At 60.8% G+C, this 24,011-nt stretch carries 21 protein-coding genes and 1 pseudogene; 17 read left to right on the top strand and 5 right to left on the bottom strand.

All coding sequences use genetic code 11. The features are described 5' to 3' along the window. Positions 1-149 precede the first annotated feature (149 nt). Positions 150-1,046, bottom strand: a complete 897-nt coding sequence (locus tag L904_RS14765) for a helix-turn-helix domain-containing protein (protein ID WP_196248047.1) — start codon at positions 1,044-1,046, stop codon at positions 150-152. An 86-nt stretch (positions 1,047-1,132) separates the two neighbouring features. Between L904_RS14765 and L904_RS14760 the strand changes: the two genes are divergently transcribed. The 6 genes and pseudogenes from L904_RS14760 (at position 1,133) to L904_RS14735 (ending at position 9,052) form a co-directional block, all read left to right on the top strand. After that, positions 1,133-2,404: a sugar ABC transporter substrate-binding protein gene (locus L904_RS14760; protein ID WP_020812265.1), complete on the top strand. Its 1,272-nt coding sequence runs from the start codon at positions 1,133-1,135 to the stop codon at positions 2,402-2,404. A 262-nt stretch (positions 2,405-2,666) separates the two neighbouring features. Further along, the gene (locus tag L904_RS14755) at positions 2,667-3,527 is read left to right on the top strand and encodes a carbohydrate ABC transporter permease (RefSeq protein ID WP_003523586.1); all 861 of its coding nucleotides are present in this window, start codon (positions 2,667-2,669) and stop codon (positions 3,525-3,527) included. Next, positions 3,524-4,360 carry a carbohydrate ABC transporter permease gene (locus tag L904_RS14750; RefSeq protein ID WP_020812264.1) on the top strand — a complete coding sequence of 279 codons (837 nt, stop codon included), beginning with the start codon at positions 3,524-3,526 and terminating at the stop codon, positions 4,358-4,360. The genes L904_RS14755 and L904_RS14750 overlap by 4 nt, the downstream gene beginning before the upstream one ends. Before the next feature lie 9 nt (positions 4,361-4,369). Then, a complete protein-coding gene (locus tag L904_RS14745) occupies positions 4,370-5,455 on the top strand; it encodes an ABC transporter ATP-binding protein (RefSeq protein ID WP_020812263.1) in 1,086 nt (361 codons plus the stop codon). A gap of 45 nt (positions 5,456-5,500) precedes the next feature. After that, a pseudogene (locus L904_RS14740) lies at positions 5,501-7,503 on the top strand (aldo/keto reductase). A 316-nt stretch (positions 7,504-7,819) separates the two neighbouring features. Next, positions 7,820-9,052 carry a Xaa-Pro peptidase family protein gene (locus L904_RS14735; protein WP_020812261.1) on the top strand — a complete coding sequence of 411 codons (1,233 nt, stop codon included), beginning with the start codon at positions 7,820-7,822 and terminating at the stop codon, positions 9,050-9,052. Positions 9,053-9,060: 8 nt separating this feature from the next. Here L904_RS14735 and L904_RS14730 read toward each other — a convergent pair whose 3' ends face one another. The 3 genes from L904_RS14730 to L904_RS14720 form a co-directional block, all read right to left on the bottom strand. Then, positions 9,061-9,378 (bottom strand): cupin domain-containing protein, encoded by a 318-nt coding sequence (locus L904_RS14730; protein WP_003522691.1) that lies wholly within the window; start codon positions 9,376-9,378, stop codon positions 9,061-9,063. A 42-nt stretch (positions 9,379-9,420) separates the two neighbouring features. Further along, entirely contained in the window at positions 9,421-10,158 is a 738-nt protein-coding gene (locus L904_RS14725) for a FadR/GntR family transcriptional regulator (protein ID WP_020812260.1), read from the bottom strand. A 109-nt stretch (positions 10,159-10,267) separates the two neighbouring features. Continuing rightward, a complete protein-coding gene (locus L904_RS14720; protein ID WP_020812259.1) occupies positions 10,268-11,065 on the bottom strand; it encodes an NAD(P)-dependent oxidoreductase in 798 nt (265 codons plus the stop codon). Positions 11,066-11,203: 138 nt separating this feature from the next. Here L904_RS14720 and kduI point away from each other — a divergent pair, with 138 nt between their 5' ends. The 5 genes from kduI to L904_RS14695 all read left to right on the top strand — a co-directional run bounded on the left by kduI (position 11,204) and on the right by L904_RS14695 (position 15,842). After that, positions 11,204-12,028, top strand: coding sequence for a 5-dehydro-4-deoxy-D-glucuronate isomerase (kduI, locus tag L904_RS14715; RefSeq protein WP_020812258.1), 825 nt, complete (start codon positions 11,204-11,206; stop codon positions 12,026-12,028). Continuing rightward, positions 12,025-12,768: a 2-dehydro-3-deoxy-D-gluconate 5-dehydrogenase KduD gene (kduD, locus tag L904_RS14710; protein ID WP_020812257.1), complete on the top strand. Its 744-nt coding sequence runs from the start codon at positions 12,025-12,027 to the stop codon at positions 12,766-12,768. Before kduI ends, kduD begins: the two co-directional genes overlap by 4 nt. A gap of 114 nt (positions 12,769-12,882) precedes the next feature. Further along, positions 12,883-13,794, top strand: coding sequence for a 5-dehydro-4-deoxyglucarate dehydratase (gene kdgD / locus L904_RS14705; RefSeq protein WP_003522686.1), 912 nt, complete (start codon positions 12,883-12,885; stop codon positions 13,792-13,794). A gap of 36 nt (positions 13,795-13,830) precedes the next feature. Then, the gene (locus tag L904_RS14700; RefSeq protein WP_020812256.1) at positions 13,831-14,967 is read left to right on the top strand and encodes a D-galactarolactone cycloisomerase; all 1,137 of its coding nucleotides are present in this window, start codon (positions 13,831-13,833) and stop codon (positions 14,965-14,967) included. Continuing rightward, positions 14,964-15,842 carry an amidohydrolase family protein gene (locus L904_RS14695; RefSeq protein WP_020812255.1) on the top strand — a complete coding sequence of 293 codons (879 nt, stop codon included), beginning with the start codon at positions 14,964-14,966 and terminating at the stop codon, positions 15,840-15,842. Before L904_RS14700 ends, L904_RS14695 begins: the two co-directional genes overlap by 4 nt. A gap of 41 nt (positions 15,843-15,883) precedes the next feature. Here L904_RS14695 and L904_RS14690 read toward each other — a convergent pair whose 3' ends face one another. Next, complete coding sequence (locus L904_RS14690) at positions 15,884-16,810, bottom strand: AraC family transcriptional regulator (RefSeq protein WP_020812254.1); 927 nt, start codon at positions 16,808-16,810, stop codon at positions 15,884-15,886. Between the two features lie 212 nt (positions 16,811-17,022). Here L904_RS14690 and L904_RS14685 point away from each other — a divergent pair, with 212 nt between their 5' ends. From L904_RS14685 to L904_RS14660, 6 genes are all read left to right on the top strand, one after another. Continuing rightward, the gene (locus tag L904_RS14685) at positions 17,023-17,904 is read left to right on the top strand and encodes a carbohydrate ABC transporter permease (protein WP_020812253.1); all 882 of its coding nucleotides are present in this window, start codon (positions 17,023-17,025) and stop codon (positions 17,902-17,904) included. A gap of 4 nt (positions 17,905-17,908) precedes the next feature. Beyond that, on the top strand, positions 17,909-18,793 hold the full coding sequence (locus tag L904_RS14680) for a carbohydrate ABC transporter permease (protein WP_020812252.1): 885 nt from the start codon (positions 17,909-17,911) through the stop codon (positions 18,791-18,793). Positions 18,794-18,795: 2 nt separating this feature from the next. Then, on the top strand, positions 18,796-19,896 hold the full coding sequence (locus L904_RS14675; protein WP_035264380.1) for an ABC transporter ATP-binding protein: 1,101 nt from the start codon (positions 18,796-18,798) through the stop codon (positions 19,894-19,896). Between the two features lie 43 nt (positions 19,897-19,939). Next, positions 19,940-21,208 (top strand): ABC transporter substrate-binding protein, encoded by a 1,269-nt coding sequence (locus L904_RS14670; RefSeq protein ID WP_020809390.1) that lies wholly within the window; start codon positions 19,940-19,942, stop codon positions 21,206-21,208. A 115-nt stretch (positions 21,209-21,323) separates the two neighbouring features. Next, a complete protein-coding gene (locus L904_RS14665; protein WP_031233593.1) occupies positions 21,324-22,877 on the top strand; it encodes a glycoside hydrolase family 28 protein in 1,554 nt (517 codons plus the stop codon). Positions 22,878-22,885: 8 nt separating this feature from the next. Beyond that, positions 22,886-24,010 (top strand): glycoside hydrolase family 105 protein, encoded by a 1,125-nt coding sequence (locus L904_RS14660; RefSeq protein WP_020809391.1) that lies wholly within the window; start codon positions 22,886-22,888, stop codon positions 24,008-24,010. Position 24,011: the final 1 nt, after the last annotated feature.

Below are 24,011 nucleotides of genomic sequence, written 5' to 3'. Positions count from 1 at the left end.
CCAGCCCAAGTCTTTGGGCTGAAAGGACTCTTCCCGCCGCGCAGACGCGCGTCGGCTGGATTCCTGTGACAAGCACAGGAATGAGGGGTGGAGATGGGACGCATCGGCACCATGTAGGTTGCTTACGGTACGGCTCCATTGGAAATACCCTAAGCCGCAGTCGCCCGCATGTCACGGCGGAAATCGGAAGGTGACATGCCGGCGATTTGGCGGAACGCCTTGTTGAAGGCGCTGACGGAGCCGAAGCCGCTTTCCATGGCGATCTGCAGGATATTGTCCTTGCCGGTCATCAGCATCGCCTGCGCACGCGAAAGCCGGAGCAGGGTCAGATATTTGATCAGCGTCATGCCGGTGGATTTTCGAAACAGGTTCATCGCATATTTCGGGTGCAGCGATGCGGCACGGGCAATTTCCGTCGCGTCGATATCGTCGAGAAAATTGGCGGCGATGAAGTCGCACATGCGCACCACGCCGATGGAGGGCGCCATGCCCTCGTCATCCTGTCTGCGTTTTCCATTCATGGCCGAGGATATGACGGAGTAAGGCTCCAGAAACATCCGCTCGACCCGCAGCAGCAATTCCTCCACCGCGTGCTGGGCTTTTGCCGGATCGCCCGAGGTGACGTAGCGAAACCAGCGGCCGAAATTTTCCGCATCCGCCCTGTCCGTCTCGGCACTCACCATCGTCGCACCGCCCATCAACTGGCTGGAGACGGCGGCCGGCAGGCGCATGCGGAAGAAATGCACGAGCGGCAGGTGCGCGCCGGCATAAAAGGAATCGTCGGAGGAATGGTCCATTTGGTGCGGCTGGCCACCCCAGAAGATGCACATCTGGCCGGCCTCGAGCGAGAGTTCATGATCGCCCATGCGATAATGCACCGATCCCGACATGACATAATTCACTTCCACCTGCGCGTGCCAGTGGGGCCTGAGCATGATGGGCGGATGATTGTGAAAAAGCTGCAGCGTCGTCGGCATGCCTTCGATGCTGCTCGCACCCGGCTGGTAGAAGGCTCTTTCAGCAATCTTACTTTCCGCCAAATCGATGTTCCCTTTTTACGAGACAGATTTCTTGCCGCCGCTAATGTGCCCATGTTCGCTGAAGAACGGCAATTGAAAAAGGGAGGTTTTCAATGTGCTTGAAATTTCTTGGCGCGTCTACGGCCATGCTGCTTCTCGCAGCCCCGGCTTTCGCGCAAACGGAAACCGTCACCATCTGGAGCTGGAACGTCGCGGCTTCCGCGCTGAAATCCACGGTAGAGGGCTTCAATAAGCAGAATCCGGATATCAAGATCGTCGTTGAAGACCTTGGAAACAATCAGGTTTTTGACAAGACGCTGGCTGCCTGCGCAGCCGGGGGCGATGGTCTTCCTGATATCGTCACCATTGAAAATTTCGAGGCGGAACTGTTCTGGAGTCGTTTTCCCGATTGTTTTGCCAATCTGACCGAGCTTGGCTATACGCCTGAGAAACAGGCGCTTTTCCCTGATTTCAAGCGCACGGAACTGGAGGTTGACGGCGTCGCCTATGCGGTTCCGTGGGATTCCGGTCCGGTGGCGGTGTTCTATCGCCGCGACTTCTACGAAAAGGCGGGCGTCGATCCGGCCACCATCAAAAGCTGGGATGATTTCATCGCCGCCGGCAAGAAGGTCATGGCCGCCAATCCCGGCACCGTCATGGCGCAGGCCGATTTCAACGGCGATAGCGAATGGTTTCGCATGATCGCCAATGAGCAGGGATGCGGTTACTTTTCGACCGATGGCCAGAACATCACCATCAACCAGCCCGCCTGTGTCGCGACCCTTGAAAAGGTCAAGGAAATGAAGGACGCCGGCATCATCACGGCGGCAATCTGGGATGAAAAAATCCAAGCCAATACGGCCGGCAAGGCCGCCAGCCAGATGTATGGCGCCTGGTATGAAGGCACGGTTCGTTCCGGCTCTCCTGATCTTTCCGGCAAATGGGGCGTCTATCTGATGCCGAGCCTGACGCCGGATGGTCCGCACGCCGCCAATCTCGGCGGCTCGTCGCTGGCGATCAGCTCGACATCCCAGCATAAGGAAGCCGCGTGGAAATATATCGACTACGCGCTGACCACCAATGAAGGGCAGGTGACGATGCTGAAATCCTTCGGCCTCGTTCCCTCGCTGCTCTCAGCCATCGACGATCCTTTCGTCAAGGAAAAGCAGGCCTATTGGGGCGGGCAGGCGGTGTGGACCGATATTCTCGCCACGCTGCCGAAGATCGTGCCGAGCCGTGGCACGGCGTTCCAGTCGGATGCGGATGCGATCTACAAGGCGACGCAGACGAAATATTTCGCTGGCGGATATCCCGATGCGAAAGCGGCGCTTGATGATGCGGCCAAGCAGATCGAAACGGCCACCGGTTTGCCGGTCGCGGAGTAAGCCGGCGGCTGTTTATGAACCGAGTGGGTGCCACGAATTTCTTCTCCCCGAGGGGGAGAAGTCCGCGGCAGCGGGATGAGGGGGCGAGGGTGCGGCCTATCGCTGACGTCGCCCCCTCATCCGACCCTTCGGGCCACCTTCTCCCCCTCGGGGAGAAGAAATACGCCGCATCGCCTTGCAATGGTCTCGCCCTCAAACGGGGGCAGGCCTCGTTCAAGCTTTTCCATTTATCCGGCCCACCGTCCGGCACATGGAGGTCGTCATGCCGTCCAGGAACAGGATCGCTTATGCGTTCCTTGCGCCCTATCTCCTGATCTTCGCCACCTTCTGGGTCTGGCCGATCATCAGCTCGTTCATGCTGTCGTTCCAGAATACGCGGATCAATCCGTGGCGGTTCGCGCCTTCCATGAACTGGGGGCGGCTGGTTTCCGATCCGGCCTTTTATAATGCGCTCTACAATACGCTGATCATTCTGGTCATTCAGGTGCCCGTCATGATCGCGCTCGCCACCGTCATGGCGGTGCTATTGAACTCGCCGCTCCTGAAGGCGCGGCCGCTTTATCGTTTTGCCTTTTTTGCGCCTGTCGTCGTCGGCGAGGTGGCCTATGCGGCTGTCTTCCGACTGATGTTCAGCGCCGATTTCGGTATCATCAACAAGCTCATCACGTCAGTCGGACTTTCGCCTATCTCGTGGTTCGACAATGCCAATGCGGCCATGGCGCTGGTCATCATCGCGGTGACCTGGCGCTGGGCGGGGTATAACGCCATCATCATTCTGGCCGGGCTGCAATCGATCCCCGGCGATGTCTATGAAGCGGCGACGCTGGACAAGGTGAGCAAGCGCCAGCAGTTCTTTTATATCACCCTGCCGCTCCTCAAACCCATCATCCTGTTCTGCGTTGTGCTCTCGGTCATCGGCACCATGCAGCTGTTTGCCGAACCCTTCCTCATCACCAACAGGGGCGGGCCGGGCGGCGGCACGGAAACGCTGGGGCTGTTCCTTTATCGCCAGGGCTTCACCTCGCTTAATTTCGGCTACGCCTCGGCTATTGCCTACACTATGGCGGCGCTCGCAATCGCCATTTCGCTGCTTAATCTCTGGGTCGGGAGGGAGCCGAAATGAGATCGAAATCGAGATCGCTTTTCTGGCAGAAGATCGCCCTGCATGCGGCTCTGACACCGCTCGCCATCATCTGGCTGTTTCCGCTGTGGATGATGTTCGTGTTTTCGACCATGCCGGATTACGGCATTTTCAGCCCGGATATCGTGCTGGTGCCCTCCACCAACTTCGTCGAGAATTTCAACAATCTGCAGGCGGATACCAATTTCCTCAGGGCCATGTTCATCTCGATCACCGTCGCGGTCATCTACACGGTTCTTTCGGTGTTGCTGACGTCGATGGCCGGCTGGGCGCTGGCGCGTTACCGGTTCGCCGGGCGCGGGGTGGTAATCGCCATCATTCTCGGCACCATCACTTTGCCTTTCGCGGTCGTCGTCATTCCGCAATTCATCATGGTGGCGCGTGAGTTCAAGCTCGCCAATACCTGGGTGGCGCTGATCGTGCCGCCGCTCTTCAACTCGCTCGGCGTGCTGTTCATGCGGCAATCCTTCTCGATGATGCCGACGGAGCTTTTCGATGCGGCACGGGTGGAGGGCGTGAAGGAATGGCAGATCTTCCTGCGCATCGCCCTGCCATTGGCGCGACCCACCATGGCGGCGCTGTCGATCATTCTCTTCCTGGCCTCGTGGAACAATTACCTCTGGCCGCTTCTCATCAATTCCCGCCCAGGAATGATGACCGCACCCGTGGCGCTTGGCACCCTCATCGGGCTCACCAAAGTGTCATGGGGCGGCATCATGGCCGGCGCGGTGCTGCTCACCGCACCCATCCTCGTGGTTTTCGTGGCTTTGCAGCGTCACTTCATCGCCGGCATTTCCGCCGGGGCAGTCAAGTAAGGGGGCCGCATGGCGGAACTTTCGCTCAACAACGTGGTCAAGCGTTACGGCGCGCTGGAAGTGATCCATGGCGCCAATCTCGAGGTGAAAGACGGGGAATTCGTCGTTTTCGTCGGCCCGTCCGGCTGTGGCAAATCCACGCTTCTCAGAATGATCGCCGGGCTGGAGGATATTTCCGGCGGCGATATCGTGATTGGTGGCAGAACGGTCAGCGATGCCGATCCGGCAGATCGCGGCATTGCCATGGTGTTCCAGTCCTATGCGCTTTATCCGCATATGACGGTGGCCGAAAACCTCTCCTTCGGTCTTAGAATGAACGGCAACCCCAAGGCGGATACGCAAAAGCGGGTCAACCGCGCCGCCGAAATTCTGCAGATCAACGAATTGATGCAGCGCCGGCCGAAGCAGCTTTCCGGCGGCCAGCGCCAGCGTGTGGCCATCGGCCGTGCCATCGTGCGCGAACCGCAGGTCTTCCTGTTCGACGAGCCGCTGTCCAACCTCGATGCGGAATTGCGGGTGCAGATGCGCGTGGAAATCTCGCGGCTGCACAAGCAGCTCGGCACCACGATGATCTATGTTACCCACGACCAGACCGAGGCGATGACGCTGGCCGACAAGATCGTGGTGCTGCGGGCCGGCAATATCGAACAGGTCGGCGCGCCGCTCGATCTTTACGACGATCCCGCCAACCGCTTCGTTGCCGGTTTCGTCGGTTCGCCGAAGATGAATTTTCTCGAAGCCACCATCGTCGGCAGCGGCGCCGATAGCGTCACGCTCTCCCTCGACAGCGATTCTGCGGTGCGGCTGAGCCTGCCGGTCACGACCGGTTTGAACGAGGGAGCCAGGGTGTCGCTCGGCATCCGGCCCGAACATTTTGCCGATGCGGGCGCGGGCGATGCCGATCTCACCGTTCATGTCGATGTCGCCGAACATCTCGGCAATACCAGCTATGTCTATGCCCGGACCGAAGGCGGCGAGCAGCTCATTATCGAGCGGCCGGAATCGCGCGATGTCGGCAATCGCGACCGGCTGACGGTCGGCCTTTCCGCCCGCAGGGCTTTCCTTTTCGACAGCAAGGGCGAACGCCTGCGCTGAACCCTTTCCCAAGCACCCAAGACTGATATGAAGGACGAGGATTTCATGACGACCGTACAACCGATCCGCTGGGGCATCATCGGCCCGGGCACCATCGCGAGAACCTTTGCCGATGGTATCGCGCATTCCCGCACCGGCAGGTTAGAGGCCATCGCCACACGCAATCCGGACAAGCCCGGCCTTGCCGAGGCCTTCGCCGGTGCGCGCATCATCCATGGGTACGATGCGCTGCTTGCCGATCCCGATATCGATGCGGTCTATATCGCCACACCCCATACCGGCCATGCCGAATGGGCGATCAAGGCGATCCGGGCGGGCAAAAACGTGCTGGTGGAAAAGCCCATCGCGCTTTCCGCCTATGATGCCGACGCCATTTTCCACGAGGCGAAAAAGGCGGGCGTCTTCGCGGGCGAGGCCTATATGTATCGCCTGCATCCGCAGACGGCGAAACTGCTGGAGCTGGTGAAAGCCCGTGCGGTGGGCGATATCCGCATCATCCGCTCCAGCTTCGGTTTCAACATGGGTTCGTTCCGGGCCGATCACCGGCTTTTCGCCAATGAAACGGCGGGCGGCGGCATTCTCGATGTCGGCGGTTATCCGGTTTCCATGGTGCGGATGATCGCCGGTGCCGTGGATGGAAAACCCTTTGCCGAGCCGGAAAAGGTTGCGGGTGCGGCGCATCTCGGCCAGTCGGGCGTTGATGAATGGGCCTCGGCCGTGCTGAAATTCGCAAACGGCATCGTCGCCGAAGTCTCGTGCTCGATCATGGCGGCGCAGGACAATGTGCTGCGCATCATCGGCTCGGAAGGGCGCATCGAGGTCAAGGATTTCTGGTTTGCCGCCGGCCACAAGGGTGGCACCGGCCGGATCGATATCATCAGGGGCGACAAGGTCGAAACCATCGAATTGCCGGAGGATCGCTGGCTTTATTCCTTCGAGGTCGATGCAGCGGGTGAGGCAATCCGCCAGGGCAGACATGAATTCGCGGCACCCGGCATGGCCTGGGCCGACAGCCTCGGCAATCTGCGTGTCATGGATCAATGGCGGGCTTCCGTCGGGCTCGAATACAGCATTGAAAAAGCAACGTCGCGCATTGCCAATATTGCCGGCGGCAAGGTCGTTGCCGGAAATTCGGTTCCCAAGCGGCAGATACCGGGCCTTGCCAAACCCGCTTCCGTGGTCGCGCTCGGTTTCGAATTCTTCCCCAATTTCGCTTCCGCATCCCTGACGCTGGATGCCTTTTACGAGGCGGGCGGCAATCTCTTCGATACGGCCTATGTTTATGGTGCAGGAAAGACCGAGGCGATTTTCGGCGACTGGCACACCAGCCGCAACGTGCCGCGCGAAGAGATCGTGCTGATCGGCAAGGGCGCACATTCGCCGCTCTGCTATCCTGATATGATCGCCAAACAGCTCGATCAGTCGCTTGAACGGCTCAAAACGGATTATGTCGATGCCTATTTCATGCATCGCGATAATCTGGACATTCCGGTCGGCGAATTTGTCGATGCCATGGATGCCGAAGTCCGGCGCGGCCGCATTCGCGGCATTTTCGGCGGTTCCAACTGGACGCGCGAGCGCATGGAGAGGCGGCCGCCTATGCTGCGAAGAACGGCAAGCAGGCTCCGGCCGCGCTTTCCAACAATTTCTCGCTGGCGGAAATGCTCGATCCCATCTGGGCGGGCTGCGTCGCGGCATCGGACGACGAGTGGAAGCAATGGCAGCAATCACGCCAGATTCCCAATTTCGCCTGGTCCAGTCAGGGACGTGGATTTTTCACGGACAGGGCAGGGCGCGATAGGCATGACGATGAGGAAATCGTCCGCGTCTGGTATTCCGACCGCAACTTCGTCCGCCGCGACCGGGCGATCGAGCTTGCGCAAAACCTCGGGCGGCACCCGATCCATATCGCGCTCGCCTATGTCATCGCCCAGCCTTTCCCGGTCATTCCGCTGATCGGGCCGCGCACGATTGCGGAGCTGGAGGATAGTCTTTCGGCGCTGGATATCAGGCTGACGCCCGAGCAGGTGAAGTGGCTGGAGGCGTGAAAGACAATGAGACGGCGGATTTATCCGCCGCTCATTCGGATAGGGCAAGGCGTTGCGGCATATTTCTTCTCCCCGCCGGGGAGAAGGTGGCCCGAAGGGTCGGATGAGGGGGCAAGCTCTCGGTTTATCTCTACCCTTGCCCCCTCATCCCGCTGCCGCGGACTTCTCCCCGGCGGGGAGAAGAAACAGGCGGTAACCGCTCGGTCCAACTGACGAATCTCAGGATGGAGACATCATCTTCCACCTTCTTTCCTCTCCCGGTGACTGCTAAAGCGTAGGTTCATAAACCTGCAGCCAAACAATCACCGGGGTTCCCATGAGCGATATCGACCGAAGCCGTGCCCAGCAGCTGATGCGGGAAGCGGGCATGGATGCGCTGGTGCTGTTCCAGCCCGAAGCCTTCCGTTATGCCGTCGGCGCCCATGCCGGTGTCGCGACCATGTGGGGCAGGGCGGGTTCGGCAATTGCGCTGGTGCCGGCCGATGCCGGGGCTCGGCTTGCCGCTGTCGTCAGCGATCATGCAGCCCCGCTTGTCAGAAGGGCCGCGCCGGAGATCGATCTGCGCTGCCATCGCATCTGGATCGATATGGTCGATCTGTCGGGCGCCGAAACCGTCGCGCAGGTGGACGATGCCTACCGCCGCAACAATTCCGGTGGTCCGAGGCCGGAGACGTTCGATCGCGACGCCTGTTTCGGCCTGCTGGCTGACCTGCTGCGGGAGCGCGGGCTGACGGCGGCGCGCATTGGCGCAGACCTCGAATTCATGCCCGCCGCCGATTTTCGGGCGCTGCGTCAGGCGCTGCCCGATGTCGATTGGGTTGACGGATCGCCCGTGCTGCGTCGCCTGCGCGCCGTGAAATCCGAGCGCGAGATAGGGCTTCTGAGGCGCGCGGCGACGGCTGCGGAGGCCGGGCTGGTCGCGATGGCCGCTGCCGTCAGGCCCGGCGCGCCGCTCGGCGGGCTTTCTGCCGCCTGGAAGGCCGGCGCACAGGCCCATGCCGCGAAATCCGGGTTTTCGCTGAGCGGCCATTGGGACTACATATCCGTCGGACCCGCTTTGTCGGATATGGCGGCGGTTGTCACGCCGGGTGCGCTTATCAAGGCCGATGTCGGCACACTGGTCGACGGTTATTCATCGGATGGCGCGCGGAGTTTTTCGTGGGGGCCGGTCCCGCCACTGGCCGCCGATATTTTCAGCGCGCTGGAAGCGGCCTTTGCCTGCGGGCTGGAAGCGCTTCGTCCGGGCAATACATTCGGCTCGGTGCACGCCGCCATGCTGGCCTCGATGCGCAAGCAAGGTTTAAGCGAATATTATCGCGGCCATTTCGGCCATTCCGTCGGCGGTGGCGTGGGCATTGAGGAATGGCCGTTCTTTTCCCATGACAATCCGGAAATCATTCTTCCCGGCATGGTCGTGGCGCTCGAAGCGCCGTTTTATGGCGAAGGGCTGGGCGCGCTGATGATCGAGGACCAGTTCCTCGTCACCTCCTCCGGCGCAGAATGCATGAACAGCCTGCCACGCGCCCTGCGGGATTTATCGGCGGACTGAGCGCCGGATCAGAGGAAATCGTCGCGGCGCGGGGTAAAGCAGTCAATCAGCTCGCCCTCTTCCAGACACAGGCAGCCATGCTCGATATGGCCGGGAATGACGAGGCTATCGCCCTTCTGAAGGTCGTAGGCCTCGCCGTCGCGGTAAAAGCGGAAGCTGCCGCTGGCGACATAGGTGGATTGCACATGCGGATGGCTGTGCAGCCTGCCTTCGGCGCCGGTCTTGAAGCGGAAGGAGACCACCATCAGTTCCGGCGCTTCGGAAAGCACGGTGCGCTCCACGCCATCGTCGGGGGAAACGGTGGGGAAGGTCGGAAGCTGCTGCATATCGTTCTCCTCAGTCATGCAATACGGTTTAAACAGGTAGTCTCAGCGCGGCGCGCGCAGCATGGAGCGATAGCGCGTCTGGCTGCTTTTCAGGTGGCTGCGCATGGCGCTGCGCGCCGCCTCCTCGTCGCCGTCCTGTATCGCGATCAGGATCGCTTCGTGTTCTCCGACGAGCCGGGCGAGATCGGCGGGCGAAAGCACGGTTTCCGTGCCGTTTTCGGCCACGGCGCGGCGCGGAATGAGAGTGGGGCCGAGCACCTGCAGAAACTCGCTGAAGCGGGGATTGTTGGTCGCTTCGGCAATGGCGAGATGGAAGGCGAAATCGGCCTCCGCTGTCGGCACGCCCTTGGTGGCGCTGGCGCGGAAGGCATCGAAGGCCTCGATGATCTTTTCCTCCTGCGCCGGCGAACGGCGAATGGCGGCAAGACCGGCGGCGTCACCTTCAACGGCGGTGCGCAATTCCAGCATTTCGATCAGCGACGAGACGCGCGCAAGATCGACATTGTGGAAGGGACGCCGCTCAGTGGGTGCGGGTTCCAGTACGAAAACACCCGCGCCCTGACGCGGCTCGACCAGACCGTCGGATCGCAGCGAGGCGATTGCCTCCCGCACCACGGTACGGCTGACACCGAATTCCTGCGTCATCTGCGCCTCGGAGGGCAGGCGTTCGCCCGTCTTGTAACGGCCCTTGGCGATCTGGCTGCGGAGTTCCTCCGAAACCTTCACCACAAGCGTTCTGCCTTGTGGAGCTGCCGGTTCGGAGCTTGTCGCTTTTGTCATCTTGGTCGCCGTTCTAAAAAATGTCGGTTGCGTGCACCGTTCCTCGATACGTCATTCGCGGCCTGGCATGCAATCCCGCCTTTTTAGCGGGAAAGGTCCGTGCGACATTTCACGTCTCCTTGAAGATCGGGTTGTCGACAAACACGCCACCCTGAAAGCGGACTACCGCGTCGCTCGGGTCCGGTTTTGGGGTTGTCCGGGCGATGTGCTCCCGGAAGGTCTCGGCATTGTCCTTCGGTTTCCATCCCAGAAAGCCGAGATGCGAATTGTCCCACCAGCTGGCATCATTGGCCGACGCGCCCCAGACGACCGGGCAGCCGAGTACGGGTGCGCGGAACGCCGCTTCGATCAGCGACACGAAATCGTCATGCGAGAACCATGTGGACAGCATGCGGTAATTGTTGGGTTCCGGGGTGCAGGAGCCGATGCGGACAAGCGCCGTCTCCTGGCCGAATTTCTCGAAATACAGGCGGGCGAGGTTTTCGCCGAAACATTTGGAAACGCCGTAAAGCCCATCCGGGCGGAAGGGAACATCGGGACCAAGCCGCTCGGTCTGGGGATAATAGCCGATCGTATGGTTGGAACTGGCGAAAACAATTCGCGGCTGGCCGTGGGCGCGGGCGGCCTCGTAGAGATTATAAAGCCCGATGATGTTGCCCTGAAGGATTTGTTCGAAAGGCTTCTCCACGGATATGCCGCCGAGGTGAACGATGCCGTCGCAATCGGCAACCATGGCATCCACGGCGTCTGCATCCGCAAGGTCGCATTGCATGCATTCCTCATTCGGGCCTGCCGGATCGAGCGGGGCGAGATCGGCGAGGCGAACGATCTCGGCCATCGATGCAAGGCGTTTACGCATAACGCGGCCAAGCTGGCCCGCAGCACCGGTAACAAGAAGCCGTTTCATTGCCATTCTCCCTCAGCGTTGCACGTCCCTGGCGTGGTCGAGATATGCCTATGCCTCTTGACCTTGTCATACAGATCGTACAAAAAGCGGATAACATATATTATGTGCCATACGCAACAATCATGAAGGATGAGTTTGATGTTGACCGTCGAAACAAGGCAGGCCGTGAACCCGGAATATGCAAAAACGCTGGATACCGAAGGGCTCCGCCGGCATTTCCTCGCCAACGACATGTTTCGTTCCGGCGAAATCAGGCTGATCTATACCCATTATGACCGCTTCGTGATGGGCGGCGCGGTGCCGAACGGTGCACCGCTGACGCTGGACAAGGTGGAAGAAACCAAAACGCCGTCCTTCCTCGACCGGCGTGAGATGGGCATCGTCAATATCGGCGAGACCGGCACGGTCAGCGCCGGCGGCGAGATTTATACCCTTAATCGCGGCGATGTGCTTTATCTCGGCGCAGGCAGCGGCGCAGTGACCTTTGACGGGGCAGGGCGATTCTACATCACCTCCTGCCCGGCGCATCGCAGCCTGCCGGCAAAGCTCGTGACACTGGCCAACAGCAAGGAGGTCAAGCTCGGCGCGACCGAAACCTCCAACAAGCGCACCATCAACCAGTTCATCCATCCGCTGGTCATGGAAAGCTGCCAGCTGGTGCTGGGGTATACGATGCTGGAGGACGGTTCCGTCTGGAACACCATTCCTTCCCACATCCACGATCGCCGCATGGAGGCCTATCTCTATTTCGGCATGGATGAAAAGTCGCGCGTGCTGCATCTGATGGGTGAGCCGCAGGAGACCCGGCATCTGTTCATTTCGAATGAAGAGGGTGCGATTTCCCCGCCCTGGTCCATCCATTCCGGCGCCGGCATCGGTTCTTACACCTTCATCTGGGCCATGGCAGGAGACAATGTCGATTACACCGATATGGACTTCATCCAGCCGGGAGATCTGAAATGAAGAATCCCTTTTCGCTTCAGGGGCGTAAGGCGCTCGTCACCGGCGCGAATACGGGGCTTGGCCAGGCGATTGCGGTGGGGCTCGCCGCTGCCGGCGCGGAGGTGGTCTGCGCCGCCCGCCGCGCGCCGGATGAAACGCTGGAGATGATCGCCAGGGACGGCGGCAAGGCCAGCGCATTGTCTATCGATTTTGCCGATCCGCTGGCGGCGAAGGACAGTTTTGCCGGCACCGGTTTCGATATTCTCGTCAACAATGCCGGCATCATCCGCCGTGCCGATTCCGTCGAGTTTTCCGAACTCGACTGGGACGAGGTGATGGATGTCAATCTCAAGGCGCTGTTTTTCACCACCCAGGCTTTTGCGAAAGAGTTGCTGGCGAAAGGCCGGTCCGGCAAGGTGGTCAATATCGCTTCGCTCCTCTCCTTTCAGGGCGGCATTCGCGTGCCGTCCTATACGGCGGCGAAACATGGCGTCGCGGGCCTCACCAAGCTTCTGGCGAATGAGTGGGCGGCAAAGGGCATCAATGTGAATGCGATTGCGCCCGGCTACATCGAAACCAATAATACCGAAGCGCTGCGCGCGGATGCGGCCCGTAACAAGGCTATTCTCGAGCGTATTCCGGCTGGCCGCTGGGGCCATTCCGACGATATAGCCGGGGCGGCGGTTTTCCTTGCCTCGCCGGCGGCGGATTATGTGCATGGCGCCATTCTCAATGTCGATGGTGGCTGGCTGGCGCGCTGATCTGTTACAGATTTCGACAATTCATCATACAACATGTATGATGAATTGTTGACAAGCATGCGGCAACCGGGTTAGGTGGCTTCCAGTCAATGAATTTGCAAAGGAATACCAAACATGAACCCTGAACAAATCAAGGCGGCGCTCGGCTCCGGCCTGTTGTCTTTCCCGGTCACCCATTTCGATTCCGAGGGCCGTTTCGCCCAGGACAGTTACAGGGCGCATGTCGAATGGCTTGCCGGTTATAAAGCGCCGGTGCTGTTTGCCGCCGGCGGCACGGGCGAGTTCTTCTCGCTGAAGCCGGATGAAATTCCGACCATCGTTTCCGCCGCCAAGGATGTGGCCGGTGAAACCGCCATCGTTTCCGGCTGCGGTTACGGCACCGAGATCGCCGTCGATATCGCCCGCTCGGTCGAAAAAGTCGGCGCGGACGGCATCCTGCTTCTGCCGCATTATCTCATCGATGCGCCGCAGGAAGGCCTTTACGCCCACATCAAGAAGGTGTGTCAGTCGGTCGGCATCGGCGTCATGGTTTATAACCGTGACAATTCCGTGCTACAGGCCGATACGCTGGCGCGTCTCTGCGACGAATGCCCGAACCTCGTCGGCTTCAAGGACGGCACCGGCGATATCGGCCTCGTTCGCCAGATCACCGCCAAGATGGGCGACCGCCTGATGTATCTCGGTGGCATGCCGACGGCGGAGCTGTTTGCCGAAGCCTATCTCGGCGCCGGTTTCACCACCTATTCCTCGGCTGTCTTCAACTTCGTGCCGGGCCTTGCCAATGAGTTCTATGCCGCCCTGCGCGCCGGTGAACGCGCCACCTGCGAGCGTATTCTGACGGAATTCTTCTATCCGTTCATGGCGATCCGCAACCGCGCCAAGGGTTATGCCGTCTCCGCCGTCAAGGCCGGCGTTCGCCTGCAGGGCTTCAACGCCGGTCCGGTGCGTGCGCCGCTGAAGGACCTGACCAATGAGGAAATCGGCATGCTCGACGCCTTGATCGGCACGCACAAGCGCAAAGCCTGATTTGGAGGCCTGATCGAGACAAGCGGGAGGGGAGCCATGAAGATCACAGCGGTGCGCACGCATCTGCTCGAACATTGCCTGGACACGCCGTTCGAAAGCGCATCCATGCGTTTTGATCGCCGCGCCCATATTCTGGTGGAAATCGAATGCGACGACGGAACCGTCGGCTGGGGCGAATGCCTCGGCCCGGCGCGGCCCAACGCCGCCGTGGTTAAGGCTTACTCAGGCTGGCTTATCGGCCAGGACCCGCGCCAGACCGAGAAGATCTGGGCCGTGCTTTATAACGCCCTGCGCGATCAGGGCCAGCGCGGCCTCAGCCTCACGGCCCTGTCCGGCATCGATATCGCGCTGTGGGACATCAAGGGCAAGCATTATGGCGCTTCGATCTCGATGCTGCTCGGCGGGCGCTGGCGCGAAAGCGTGCGGGCCTATGCCACCGGCAGCTTCAAGCGCGATGGCGTCGACCGCGTTTCCGACAACGCCTCGGAGATGGCGGATCGCCGGGCGGACGGCTTTCACGCCTGCAAGATCAAGATCGGCTTCGGTATCGAGGAGGACCTCCGCGTCATCGCCGCGGTGCGCGAGGCGATTGGGCCGGATATGCGGCTGATGATCGACGCCAATCACGGCTACACCGTCACCGAAGCCATCGCGCTCGGCAACCGCGCCGCCGACTATGGTATCGACTGGTTCGAGGAGCCGGTGGTTCCCGAACAGCTCGATGCTTATGCCCGGGTGCGGGCCGGCCAGCCGATACCGGTTGCGGGCGGCGAGACATGGCACGGGCGTTATGGCATGTGGCAGGCGCTTTCCGCCGGCGCCGTGGATATTCTCCAGCCCGATCTCTGCGGCTGCGGCGGTTTTTCCGAAACGCAGAAGATTGCGGCGCTCGCCACGCTGCACGGCGTGCGCATTGTGCCGCATGTCTGGGGCACCGGCGTACAGATTGCGGCAGCCCTGCAATTCATGGCGGCGATGACGCCCGATCCGGTGCGGGTCAATCCCATCGAGCCGATCATGGAATTCGACCGCACCTATAATCCGTTCCGGCAGGCCGTGCTGAGCGAGCCGATAGAGGCGGTAAACGGCGTCGTCACGATCCCGAACGGCCCCGGCCTTGGAATAGAGATCGACCGCGACGCATTGGTTGAATTCAGGATGCCAGACCCGTGAGCGAACTTGTCAGAAAACTGAGCGGCACAGCGCCTCGGCCCGCTTTCCCGAAAGGCGCCATCGATACGCAGATGCATCTCTATCTGCCCCACTATCCCGCCCTGCCGGGCGGACCGGGCCTGCCGCCGGGCGCTCTGCCCGGACCGGAGGATTATCGCAGCCTCATGCAATGGCTCGGCATCGACCGGGTCATCATCACCCAGGGCAACGCCCATCAGCGCGATAACCGCAACACACTCGCCTGTGTCGCGGAAATGGGCGAGGCGGCCCGCGCGGTGGTCATCATCGATGCTGGCACGACCGAAAAGGACGTAGAAAAGCTTGCCGCCGCAGGCGCCGTCGGTGCGCGTATCATGGATCTGCCGGGTGGCGCGGTGAACCTGTCCGAGCTGGAAGCCGTGGACGAGCGCGCGCATGCGGCCGACTGGATGGTGGCGGTGCAATTCGACGGCAATACGCTGCTCGATCACCTGCCGCGCCTTCAGAACATCCGCTCGCGCTGGGTGTTCGATCACCACGGCAAGTTCTTCAAGGGCATCAAAACCGATGGCCCGGAAATGGCGGCGCTTCTGAAACTCATCGACCGCGGCAATCTCTGGTTCAAGTTCGCCGGCGTCTACGAAAGTTCGCGTGAGAGCTGGCCCTATGAGGACGTCGCCGCCTTTTCGCGCGTCATCGCCGCCCATGCGCCGGAACGCATTGTCTGGGGCACCAACTGGCCGCATAATTCCATCCGCGAAACGGCGGCCTATCCCGACGATGCCCGCCTTGCGGAACTCATACTCGGCTGGCTGCCGGATGAAGCGGCGCGCCACCGTGCGCTGGTGGAGAACCCGGAAGCGTTGTTCAAGCTGCCGCCAGTCACGGCGGCATAGGTCAATCCGGGATGACCGGAATCCACCGTAACAAGGCCCCGCTATGCCGGGCCCTTTTCCGTTTCAGTGGCAAGCAGCCGCTGCTGTTCGTGTTCGTCAAAGGCCATGAGATTGCCGTGCCGGCTGCGGCGTATGCGGTTCATATGGTCGCGTGGGCTTAACCCCAATGTCCGTTTGAACATGCGCGAGAAATAATAGGGATCGCCATACCCCACTTCGGCCGCCGCCGCCGAGACCGAAAGCCCCGCCTCGAGAAAATGCATGGCGCGTTCCATGCGTTTGAACTCCTGATATTTACGTGGCGTCCGTCCCACCCGTTTCTGGAATTCGCGCAGAAAATAGTCGCGATTATAGGGAGCCGCCTCGGTCGCCCGGCCGGCAATGTCGGGGTCGAGCGGATTGGCCGAAATCATGGTGATCGCCTTCATCACCGCAAGGTCGAGGCCTTCCGTCCCCTCCGGCTGGAAACTCGGGCGGTCCACCCATCCGAGGAAAGCGTCGTCGATGAAGGCGATGAGAAGCACCATGAAAAGATGGTGCTGGCCAAGCGTGACGGAGGAGGGCGGGGCGCTCTGCCGGTAGTGGCGCACCAGCGGTTCCAGCAGCGGCCAGCGGCTCAGCTTCACTTTGGGCTTCAGGTCCATCTGCGCGATCAGGTTGTGGCGGCCGTAAATATCCAGCGTGAAATGCTGCGCCACCCCGCGATAGGTGACGGCCTGCTCGTTCCAGCCGACAAAGCGCTGGCCCCGGAAAATCAGCATGGCGTCACCCGGCTCCAGCACCCGCGCCTCGCCATCGACGAGATAATGCCCACGCCCTTCCAGACAGATGATGAGATCGTCCACTTGGTTGGATTTGTCGATCTGCCAGGTGCGCGAATGCTCCATCTTGATCGTTGCGCGCGTCAGGTTGAGGTTGAGCGCCGCAGGCGGAACGGACGACAGAATGCCACCTTCGATTTCGTCCATCTTTTTCCTCGTCTTTGTTAATTCACCTTGGCGCGGAAATTTGGTTTTGTCACCGCATAAATTGCTTTTACGCGCCGTATCAATGAGGGAGGAGATCGGTCGCGGCGAGAAATTGTGCCATCACGCGCGTGCCGCCGGCCGTTCCGGGAGAATCACTTGTACGAAATTGTATTCTGTCATTCGCGTTCCACTGGGACGCGAGGAGGAGCATTATGAAATCTCAGCGCTTCCTCGGGCTGGGATATCTGACGCCTTATATCGTCGGGCTTTTGGTCTTCACGGCCATCCCGTTTCTCGGCTCGCTCTATCTCAGCTTCACCCGTTACGATCTGATGAGCGATCCCAGCTGGGCGGGGCTGGCCAATTACGAGCGGCTGTTCACCCGCGACCGCACCTTCATGAAATCGCTGAACGTTACCCTGTTCTACGTGTTTCTGACGGTGCCGCTGAAGCTTGCCTTCGCGCTGTTCATTGCGGCCATACTCAATTATAAGTTGCAATTCATCAACTTCTTCCGCACCGCCTTTTACGTGCCGTCCATTCTCGGCGGCTCCATCGCGATTGCGGTTCTGTGGCGCTATATCTTCGCAAGCGAGGGACTTGCCAATATGGCGCTGGCCGCCATCGGCCTGTCGCCGGTGGACTGGTTCGGCGATCCCGGCAATGCGCTTTTCACCATCACGCTGCTGCGCTGCTGGCAGTTCGGTTCGGCCATGGTGATCTTTCTCGCGGCGCTGCAATCCATCGACAAGTCGCTTTATGAGGCCGCCGCCATCGATGGCGCGGGCAAGGTGAGAACATTCTTCTTCATCACGCTGCCGCTTCTGACGCCGGTGATCTTCTTCAACCTCATCATGCAGATGGTTCAGGCATTCCAGGAGTTCAACGGACCTTACATCATCACCCAGGGCGGGCCGCTGAAGTCCACTTATCTCTTGCCTCTTTACATCTATGACGAGGCCTTCAAGAAGTTCAACATGGGCTATGCCTCCGCCATCGCCTGGGTGCTCTTCACCATCATCACCGTGCTGACCCTCGTGGCCTTCTGGTCCTCGAAGAAGTGGGTCTATTACGCCGGCGACAAGCGGAACTGATGCCATGACCGATATCGCAATCCTAAACGACATGCAGGCGGCCCGCCGGGCGCGGCTGAGGCTCGTCTCTACCTCGGTCCGCTACGTGCTTCTCTTCGCGGTCGGCCTCATCATGCTCTATCCGCTGATCTGGCTGGTGGGCGCAAGCTTCAAGACCAATTCGGAAATCTTCTCCGGCGCCGGCTTCATCCCCGAAAACCCGACGCTGGATGGTTATATTCGCGGCTGGGAAACTTCGACGCCCTATACATTCGGCCGGTTCTTCTGGAATTCGTTCCTGATTATCCTGCCGAAAGTCATCGGCACGGCGATTTCCTGCACCATGGCGGCCTATGCCTTCGCCCGCTTCGATTTTCCGCTGAAGAAAGTCCTGTTCGGCTCGGTCATCGCCATCCTGCTGCTGCCGAATGTCGTTACCCGCATTCCGCAATATATCCTGTTTCGCGATCTCGGCTGGCTGGACAGTTTCCTGCCGCTCTGGGTGCCGTCCGCGCTCGCCGGCGATGCCTTCTTCGTCTTCATGCTGGTGCAGTTCCTGCGCTCGCTGCCATCGGACATGGAAGAGGCCGCCCGGGTGGATGGCGCCAACAGCCTGCAGACGCTGATTTACATCGTCGTGCCGATGCTGGCCCCGGCGCTGATCTCGGTCTGCCTGTTCCAGTTCATGTGGACGATGAACGATTTCCTCGGGCCGCTGATCTACCTGTCCTCGGTCGACAAATATCCGGTGAGCCTCGCGCTCAAACTCTCCATCGACACCACCGAAGCCTTCGAATGGAACCGCATTCTGGCGATGTCGGTGCTGACGATCGCGCCTGCGCTGATCGTGTTCTTCGCGGCGCAACGGTATTTCATTGAAGGGATCTCGTCTGGCGGGGTCAAGGGCTGAAAATGGCAAGCGTTCAACTTAAAAATCTCGAAAAAATCTATGGCGGCAGCTTCAAGGCCGTGCACGGCATCAATCTCGATGTCGAGGATGGTGAGTTCATGGTGTTCGTCGGCCCTTCCGGCTGCGCCAAATCCACGACGCTGCGCATGGTGGCGGGGCTGGAAGAAATCACCGGCGGCGAAATCCTGATCGGCGACCAGCGCGTCAACGACCTGCCGCCCGGCAAGCGCTCTATCGCCATGGTGTTCCAGAATTATGCGCTTTATCCGCATATGAAGGTGCGCGGCAATCTCGCCTTCGGCCTAAAGATCGCCGGTGTCGCCAAGCCAGAGATCGAAAAGGCAATCGACAATGTCGCGCGCATTCTCGAAATCGAGCCGCTGCTCGACCGTCTGCCGAAACAGCTCTCGGGCGGGCAGGCGCAGCGTGTGGCGCTGGGCCGCGCGCTCATCAAGAAGCCCGGCGTGTTCCTGTTCGATGAACCGCTGTCCAATCTCGATGCCAAGCTGCGCGCCTCGATGCGGGTGCGCATCACCGATCTGCACCGTCAGCTGAAGGCGGAAGGCCTGTCCTCGACGGTCATTTACGTCACCCATGACCAGACGGAAGCCATGACCATGGGAGACCGTATCTGCGTCATGCAGGCCGGCCGCATCATGCAGGTCGCGACGCCGAAGGAGCTGTACAACCATCCCGCCAATCTTTTCGTCGCCGGCTTTATCGGCACACCGGAAATGAACCTGGTGGATGTGGCAATCGACGGCGCGGAATTCGTTATCGCCGGCCAGCGGCTGCCCATCGGTGCGCATCTGGAGCAACGGCTTTCGGCGAGATCCGCAGATGCCGTCATCGGAATCCGCCCGCAGCATCTTTCGCTGGCGGGAGAAGTCGATGGCCCGGCGCTGCACGCGAAACTCACCAATGCTGAATTCATGGGCCACGAGGTCTATCTGCACGCCGATCTCGGCGGTCAGAAAGTCGTCAGTGTCGTTGGCGCGGCCGAATTCGAGGCACTCGGGCGCGACGGCATCCTGCGGCTGAAGCCGGACCCTGAGAAGCTGCATATTTTCGACAAGGCCGACGGTCGCAACGTCTCGCTGTGAGGAGCGGACGGGCGTGCCTGATTTTTCGAGGAGGAGAAGAACAATGAAGACGATGACAAGAATGATGGCGATGCTCGCCGGTGCCGCTTATGTGGCGATGGCGACGGCTCCGGCGGCGGGTGCTGCGGAACTGCGCATGTCGTGGTGGGGCGGCGAAAGCCGCCACGTCGCCACCCAGAAGGCGATTGCCGCCTGTGGGGAGAAATACGGCCACACCGTCAAGGGCGAATTCACCGGATTCGACGGTTATCTGGAAAAGCTCACCACGCAGATGGCCGGCAAGACGGAGGCCGATATCGTTCAGGTCAACTGGCCGTGGCTGCCGCTGTTTTCCAAGAACGGCGAAGGTTTTGCCGATCTGCGCCAGCTGAAACCGCTCGATCTTTCGCAATGGGCCGAGAGCGATCTGGATGCCGGTTCGATGAACGGTGTGTTGCAGGGGCTTTCCGTTTCCACCACCGGTCGCGTCTTTTTCTTCAACGCCACCACCTTCGAAAAGGCCGGCGTGGAAATTCCGAAGACCTGGGACGAGTTTTTCGCGGCAACCAAGACCATCAAGGAAAAGCTCGGCAAGGACTATTACACCTTCAATGCCGTGAAGGAGACTGCCCAGCTTCTGGTGACACTGGCTGTCGTACAGAAGACCGGCAAGGATCTGGTCGATCCCAAGACCAACCGCGTGGCCTGGACGCCGGAGGAGCTTGCCGAGGGTATCTCTTTCGTCGGCAAGCTGGTCGAAACCGGCTCCATCCGCTCCCAGAAAGAGGAAGCGGCCGACGGTAATGTCAATCTCTATGAAAAACCGTCCTGGTCGGAAGGCCGGATTGCCGGCTCCTATGAATGGGATTCGACCTATTCGAAATATGCCGATCCGCTCAAGGAAGGGCAGGTTCTGAAACCGTTCCCGATGCTGAAGCTTGCCGATGCCGTGACAGAGGGCGTCTATCGCAAGCCTTCCATGGTGTTTTCGATCTCGAAAAACTCCAGGAACCCGGAAGCGGCCGCGCAAATCCTGAACTGCCTGCTGAACGAACCGGAAGGCATCGATGCGCTCGGTACCTCGCGCGGCCTGCCCGCGTCGAAAGCCGCGGCTGCGCGTCTGGGCGATAAGGGTGAGCCGGAAGTGCGGGCCGCCAACGCCATCGTCATGGCGGCATCGGGACCGGTGGTGTCACCCTTCAACGAACACCCGGAAATCCGCTCGGGCTTCATCGATACGCTTGAGGAATATGCCTATGGCCAGCTGACGGCGGAAGAGGCGGCCGAGCAGATCATCGATACGACCAACGATGTTCTTGCCAAATTTGATTGACGACAATGGCCCGCCGCCGCCTCCATGGCGGCGGGCTCCCTATCCGGCTGCCGGATGATGTGAGGCATGTCCGCTAACGGTTTGGCCGGACAGGCACCAAAGACGAGAAAAGAGCATGAACGAACCCCTTATCATCGCGTCTTCGGCGCGAACGGCAGCGCTTTGCCTTGCTGTGCCCGGCGCTCGATATTTCCTTCCGTACAAAACGGCATGGCGTCTGACGTCGGCGGATGGCGACGAACGGCGCGGCGAAACAGCGTCCGTGGTGACGCTGCTGCATGGTCTCTCCCCGGATACCCGCTATGTCTTCGAAGCGGAGGGGTTCGGGCGGCTGGAGTTCAGAACCGCCCCCTGTGCCGGGCTTGTCGAGGCTGCGGAATTCTCCCCCATGCCGGATGTTGCGCTCGATGATGAGACACGCGCGCGCGCCAATGCGCAGGCGCTGGAAAGGGCCGTGGCTGCGGTGCCGCACGGCGGCACATTGCGTCTCTCGGCCGGTCTCTGGACAGCCTTTCCCGTTCGCCTGAAAAGCAACATGACCTTCCACCTTGCCGAAGGAGCCGTGCTGCGCGCGCCCTCCACCCGCAGGGGCTGGCCGATCCTGCCCGCCCGCGATGAGGCAGGCCGCATGCTCGGAAGCTGGGAAGGCTTGCCGGATGCCTGTTTTGCCGCGCCGGTTCACGCCATCGCGGCAGACAATCTCGTCATCGAGGGCAGGGGCGTTCTCGATGGCTCCGGCGATAGCGGCGATTGGTGGAGCTGGCCGAAAGAAACCCGCGACGGCGCGCGCCGGCCGCGTGGCCTGCATCTCGTTTCCTGCCGGAAGACAAACCTGCTCGGTTTCACCATCCGAAACGCCGCCTCATGGACGATCCATCCGCAGGGCTGCGAAGACTTGATTGCCGCCGGCCTCAGCATCGTCGCACCCCATGACAGCCCGAACACCGATGGTTTCAACCCCGAAAGCTGCCGCAACGTCACGATATCAGGCGTGCGCTTTTCCGTCGGCGACGATTGCATCGCGGTGAAGGCGGGAAAGCGCGGCCCCGATGGCGAGGACGATCATCTCGCGGAAACGCGCGGCGTTCGGGTGCGCCATTGCCTGATGCAGCGCGGCCATGGTGGGCTGGTGATCGGTTCGGAAATGTCCGGCGGTGTGCGTGACGTGGCGGTTGAGGATTGCGATATGGTCGGCACGGATCGCGGCCTGCGCCTCAAGACACGGCGCGGGCGGGGCGGTACCGTCAGCAACATTGCCATGCGCCGGGTGCTGCTGGATGGCGTGCAGACCGCGCTTTCCGCCAATGCCCATTACCATTGCGATGCCGATGGACATGACGACTGGGTGCAGTCGCGAAACCCGGCGCCGGTTGATGGCGGCACGCCCTTTATCGACGGCATTACGGTGGAGGACGTCGAAATCCGCAATCTCTCCCATGCGGCCGGCGCTTTTTTAGGCCTTGCCGAAGCGCCCATCCGCAACATCGCCATCCGCAATCTCACCATCGTCTCGCGCGATCCTTCGGCCATCGCAACGCCGCCGATCATGGCCGACCGGGTGCGTCCCATGCGTCATGAGGCGATTGTTTTCGAGCAGGCGCATATAGTCTGCGATAATCCCGCCCTGTTGAGCGACGCGTCCGTTTCCATTGTGTCAGATTCCGATTGAGAAAACCGATGAAAGCCACTGAATATTTTGATCAATTCTCCAGTCGCTATAAACATTACAAGGGCGGAAGCTGGTGTTACGAGGATGGATGCGTCTATCGCGGCCTGCAGCAGCTGTTCGAGGCGACCGGGGAAGCGCGCTGGAACGACCATCTGCATCGTCTCGCCGATGCGCAGATAGCGCCAGACGGCACGCTCGCCGGGTACGATCCGCAGGAATATAATATCGACCATATCCTCGCTGGTCGTATCCTCTTTCCCCTTGTGGCGGAAACGGGCGATCCGCGTTACCTCGCTGCGGCGGAACATCTGGCGGGGCAACTGCGCAGCCATCCGCGCATCGCATCCGGGAATTACTGGCACAAGAAGCGTTATCCGCATCAGGTCTGGCTGGATGGGCTTTATATGGGACTTCCTTTCCAGATCGAATACGCTCAGGCGACGGGCCGGGCGGAACTGATCGACGATGCGGTGCGGCAGTTTTCAGCGGCGCTCGCGGCGACCGAGGATAGCGCTGGGCTCTATGCCCATGGTTACGACGACAGCCGCAGCCAGCGCTGGGCCGATCCTCAAAGCGGCAAGTCTCCCGCCATATGGGCGCGTGCGGTCGGCTGGCTCGCCATGGCGCTGGTGGACGCGCTGGCCATCCTGCCGGATGACGGCGCGACGGCGGCGCTTTGCAACAAGACGCAGTTGCTTCTGGCCGGCATCATCGCACGGCAGACTGAGGCCGGCCTCTGGATGCAGGTTCTCGACAATCCGGGCCTTGCGGGCAATTACGAGGAAACATCCGCCTCGGCCATGTTTGCCTATGCCTTGCTGCACGCAGTGCGGTTGAAGCTCGTGCAGGGCGAAGAGGTGAATGCCGCCCTCTCGGCGGGTCGCCGTGCGCTTGAGGCGCTTCTTGAAACGCGGCTGAAAGCCGATGAAGAGGGCGTGACCCGCCTCATCGGCATCGTTCATGTCGCGGGCCTTGGCGGCTTTGAGGGCAATTATCGCGATGGAACGCCGGAATATTATCTGACCGAGCCGGTGGTGTCCGACGATGCCAAGGGCGTCGGGCCGCTGATGATGGCCTATGCCGAAAGCCTGCTTCTGGCTAAGCCGCAGGCGCAGACTGTTTCAGCGGCGTGAC

Origin of the sequence: Agrobacterium sp. LY4 (genome assembly GCF_001526585.1) — a bacterium.
GTDB lineage: Bacteria > Pseudomonadota > Alphaproteobacteria > Rhizobiales > Rhizobiaceae > Agrobacterium > Agrobacterium leguminum.
This window is presented reverse-complemented; position numbering and strand designations above follow the sequence as displayed.

Excerpts from the sequence above, each read along its gene's own strand:
- L904_RS14760 (WP_020812265.1), top strand. The coding sequence starts at position 1,133 with ATGTGCTTGAAATTTCTTGGCGCGTCTACGGCCATGCTGCTTCTCGCA.
- L904_RS14755 (WP_003523586.1), top strand. The coding sequence starts at position 2,667 with ATGCCGTCCAGGAACAGGATCGCTTATGCGTTCCTTGCGCCCTATCTC.
- L904_RS14750 (WP_020812264.1), top strand. The coding sequence starts at position 3,524 with ATGAGATCGAAATCGAGATCGCTTTTCTGGCAGAAGATCGCCCTGCAT.
- L904_RS14745 (WP_020812263.1), top strand. The coding sequence starts at position 4,370 with ATGGCGGAACTTTCGCTCAACAACGTGGTCAAGCGTTACGGCGCGCTG.
- L904_RS14735 (WP_020812261.1), top strand. The coding sequence starts at position 7,820 with ATGAGCGATATCGACCGAAGCCGTGCCCAGCAGCTGATGCGGGAAGCG.
- L904_RS14730 (WP_003522691.1), bottom strand. The coding sequence starts at position 9,378 with ATGCAGCAGCTTCCGACCTTCCCCACCGTTTCCCCCGACGATGGCGTG.
- L904_RS14725 (WP_020812260.1), bottom strand. The coding sequence starts at position 10,158 with ATGACAAAAGCGACAAGCTCCGAACCGGCAGCTCCACAAGGCAGAACG.
- L904_RS14720 (WP_020812259.1), bottom strand. The coding sequence starts at position 11,065 with ATGAAACGGCTTCTTGTTACCGGTGCTGCGGGCCAGCTTGGCCGCGTT.
- kduI (WP_020812258.1), top strand. The coding sequence starts at position 11,204 with ATGTTGACCGTCGAAACAAGGCAGGCCGTGAACCCGGAATATGCAAAA.
- kduD (WP_020812257.1), top strand. The coding sequence starts at position 12,025 with ATGAAGAATCCCTTTTCGCTTCAGGGGCGTAAGGCGCTCGTCACCGGC.
- kdgD (WP_003522686.1), top strand. The coding sequence starts at position 12,883 with ATGAACCCTGAACAAATCAAGGCGGCGCTCGGCTCCGGCCTGTTGTCT.
- L904_RS14700 (WP_020812256.1), top strand. The coding sequence starts at position 13,831 with ATGAAGATCACAGCGGTGCGCACGCATCTGCTCGAACATTGCCTGGAC.
- L904_RS14690 (WP_020812254.1), bottom strand. The coding sequence starts at position 16,810 with ATGGACGAAATCGAAGGTGGCATTCTGTCGTCCGTTCCGCCTGCGGCG.
- L904_RS14685 (WP_020812253.1), top strand. The coding sequence starts at position 17,023 with ATGAAATCTCAGCGCTTCCTCGGGCTGGGATATCTGACGCCTTATATC.
- L904_RS14680 (WP_020812252.1), top strand. The coding sequence starts at position 17,909 with ATGACCGATATCGCAATCCTAAACGACATGCAGGCGGCCCGCCGGGCG.
- L904_RS14675 (WP_035264380.1), top strand. The coding sequence starts at position 18,796 with ATGGCAAGCGTTCAACTTAAAAATCTCGAAAAAATCTATGGCGGCAGC.
- L904_RS14670 (WP_020809390.1), top strand. The coding sequence starts at position 19,940 with ATGAAGACGATGACAAGAATGATGGCGATGCTCGCCGGTGCCGCTTAT.
- L904_RS14665 (WP_031233593.1), top strand. The coding sequence starts at position 21,324 with ATGAACGAACCCCTTATCATCGCGTCTTCGGCGCGAACGGCAGCGCTT.
- L904_RS14660 (WP_020809391.1), top strand. The coding sequence starts at position 22,886 with ATGAAAGCCACTGAATATTTTGATCAATTCTCCAGTCGCTATAAACAT.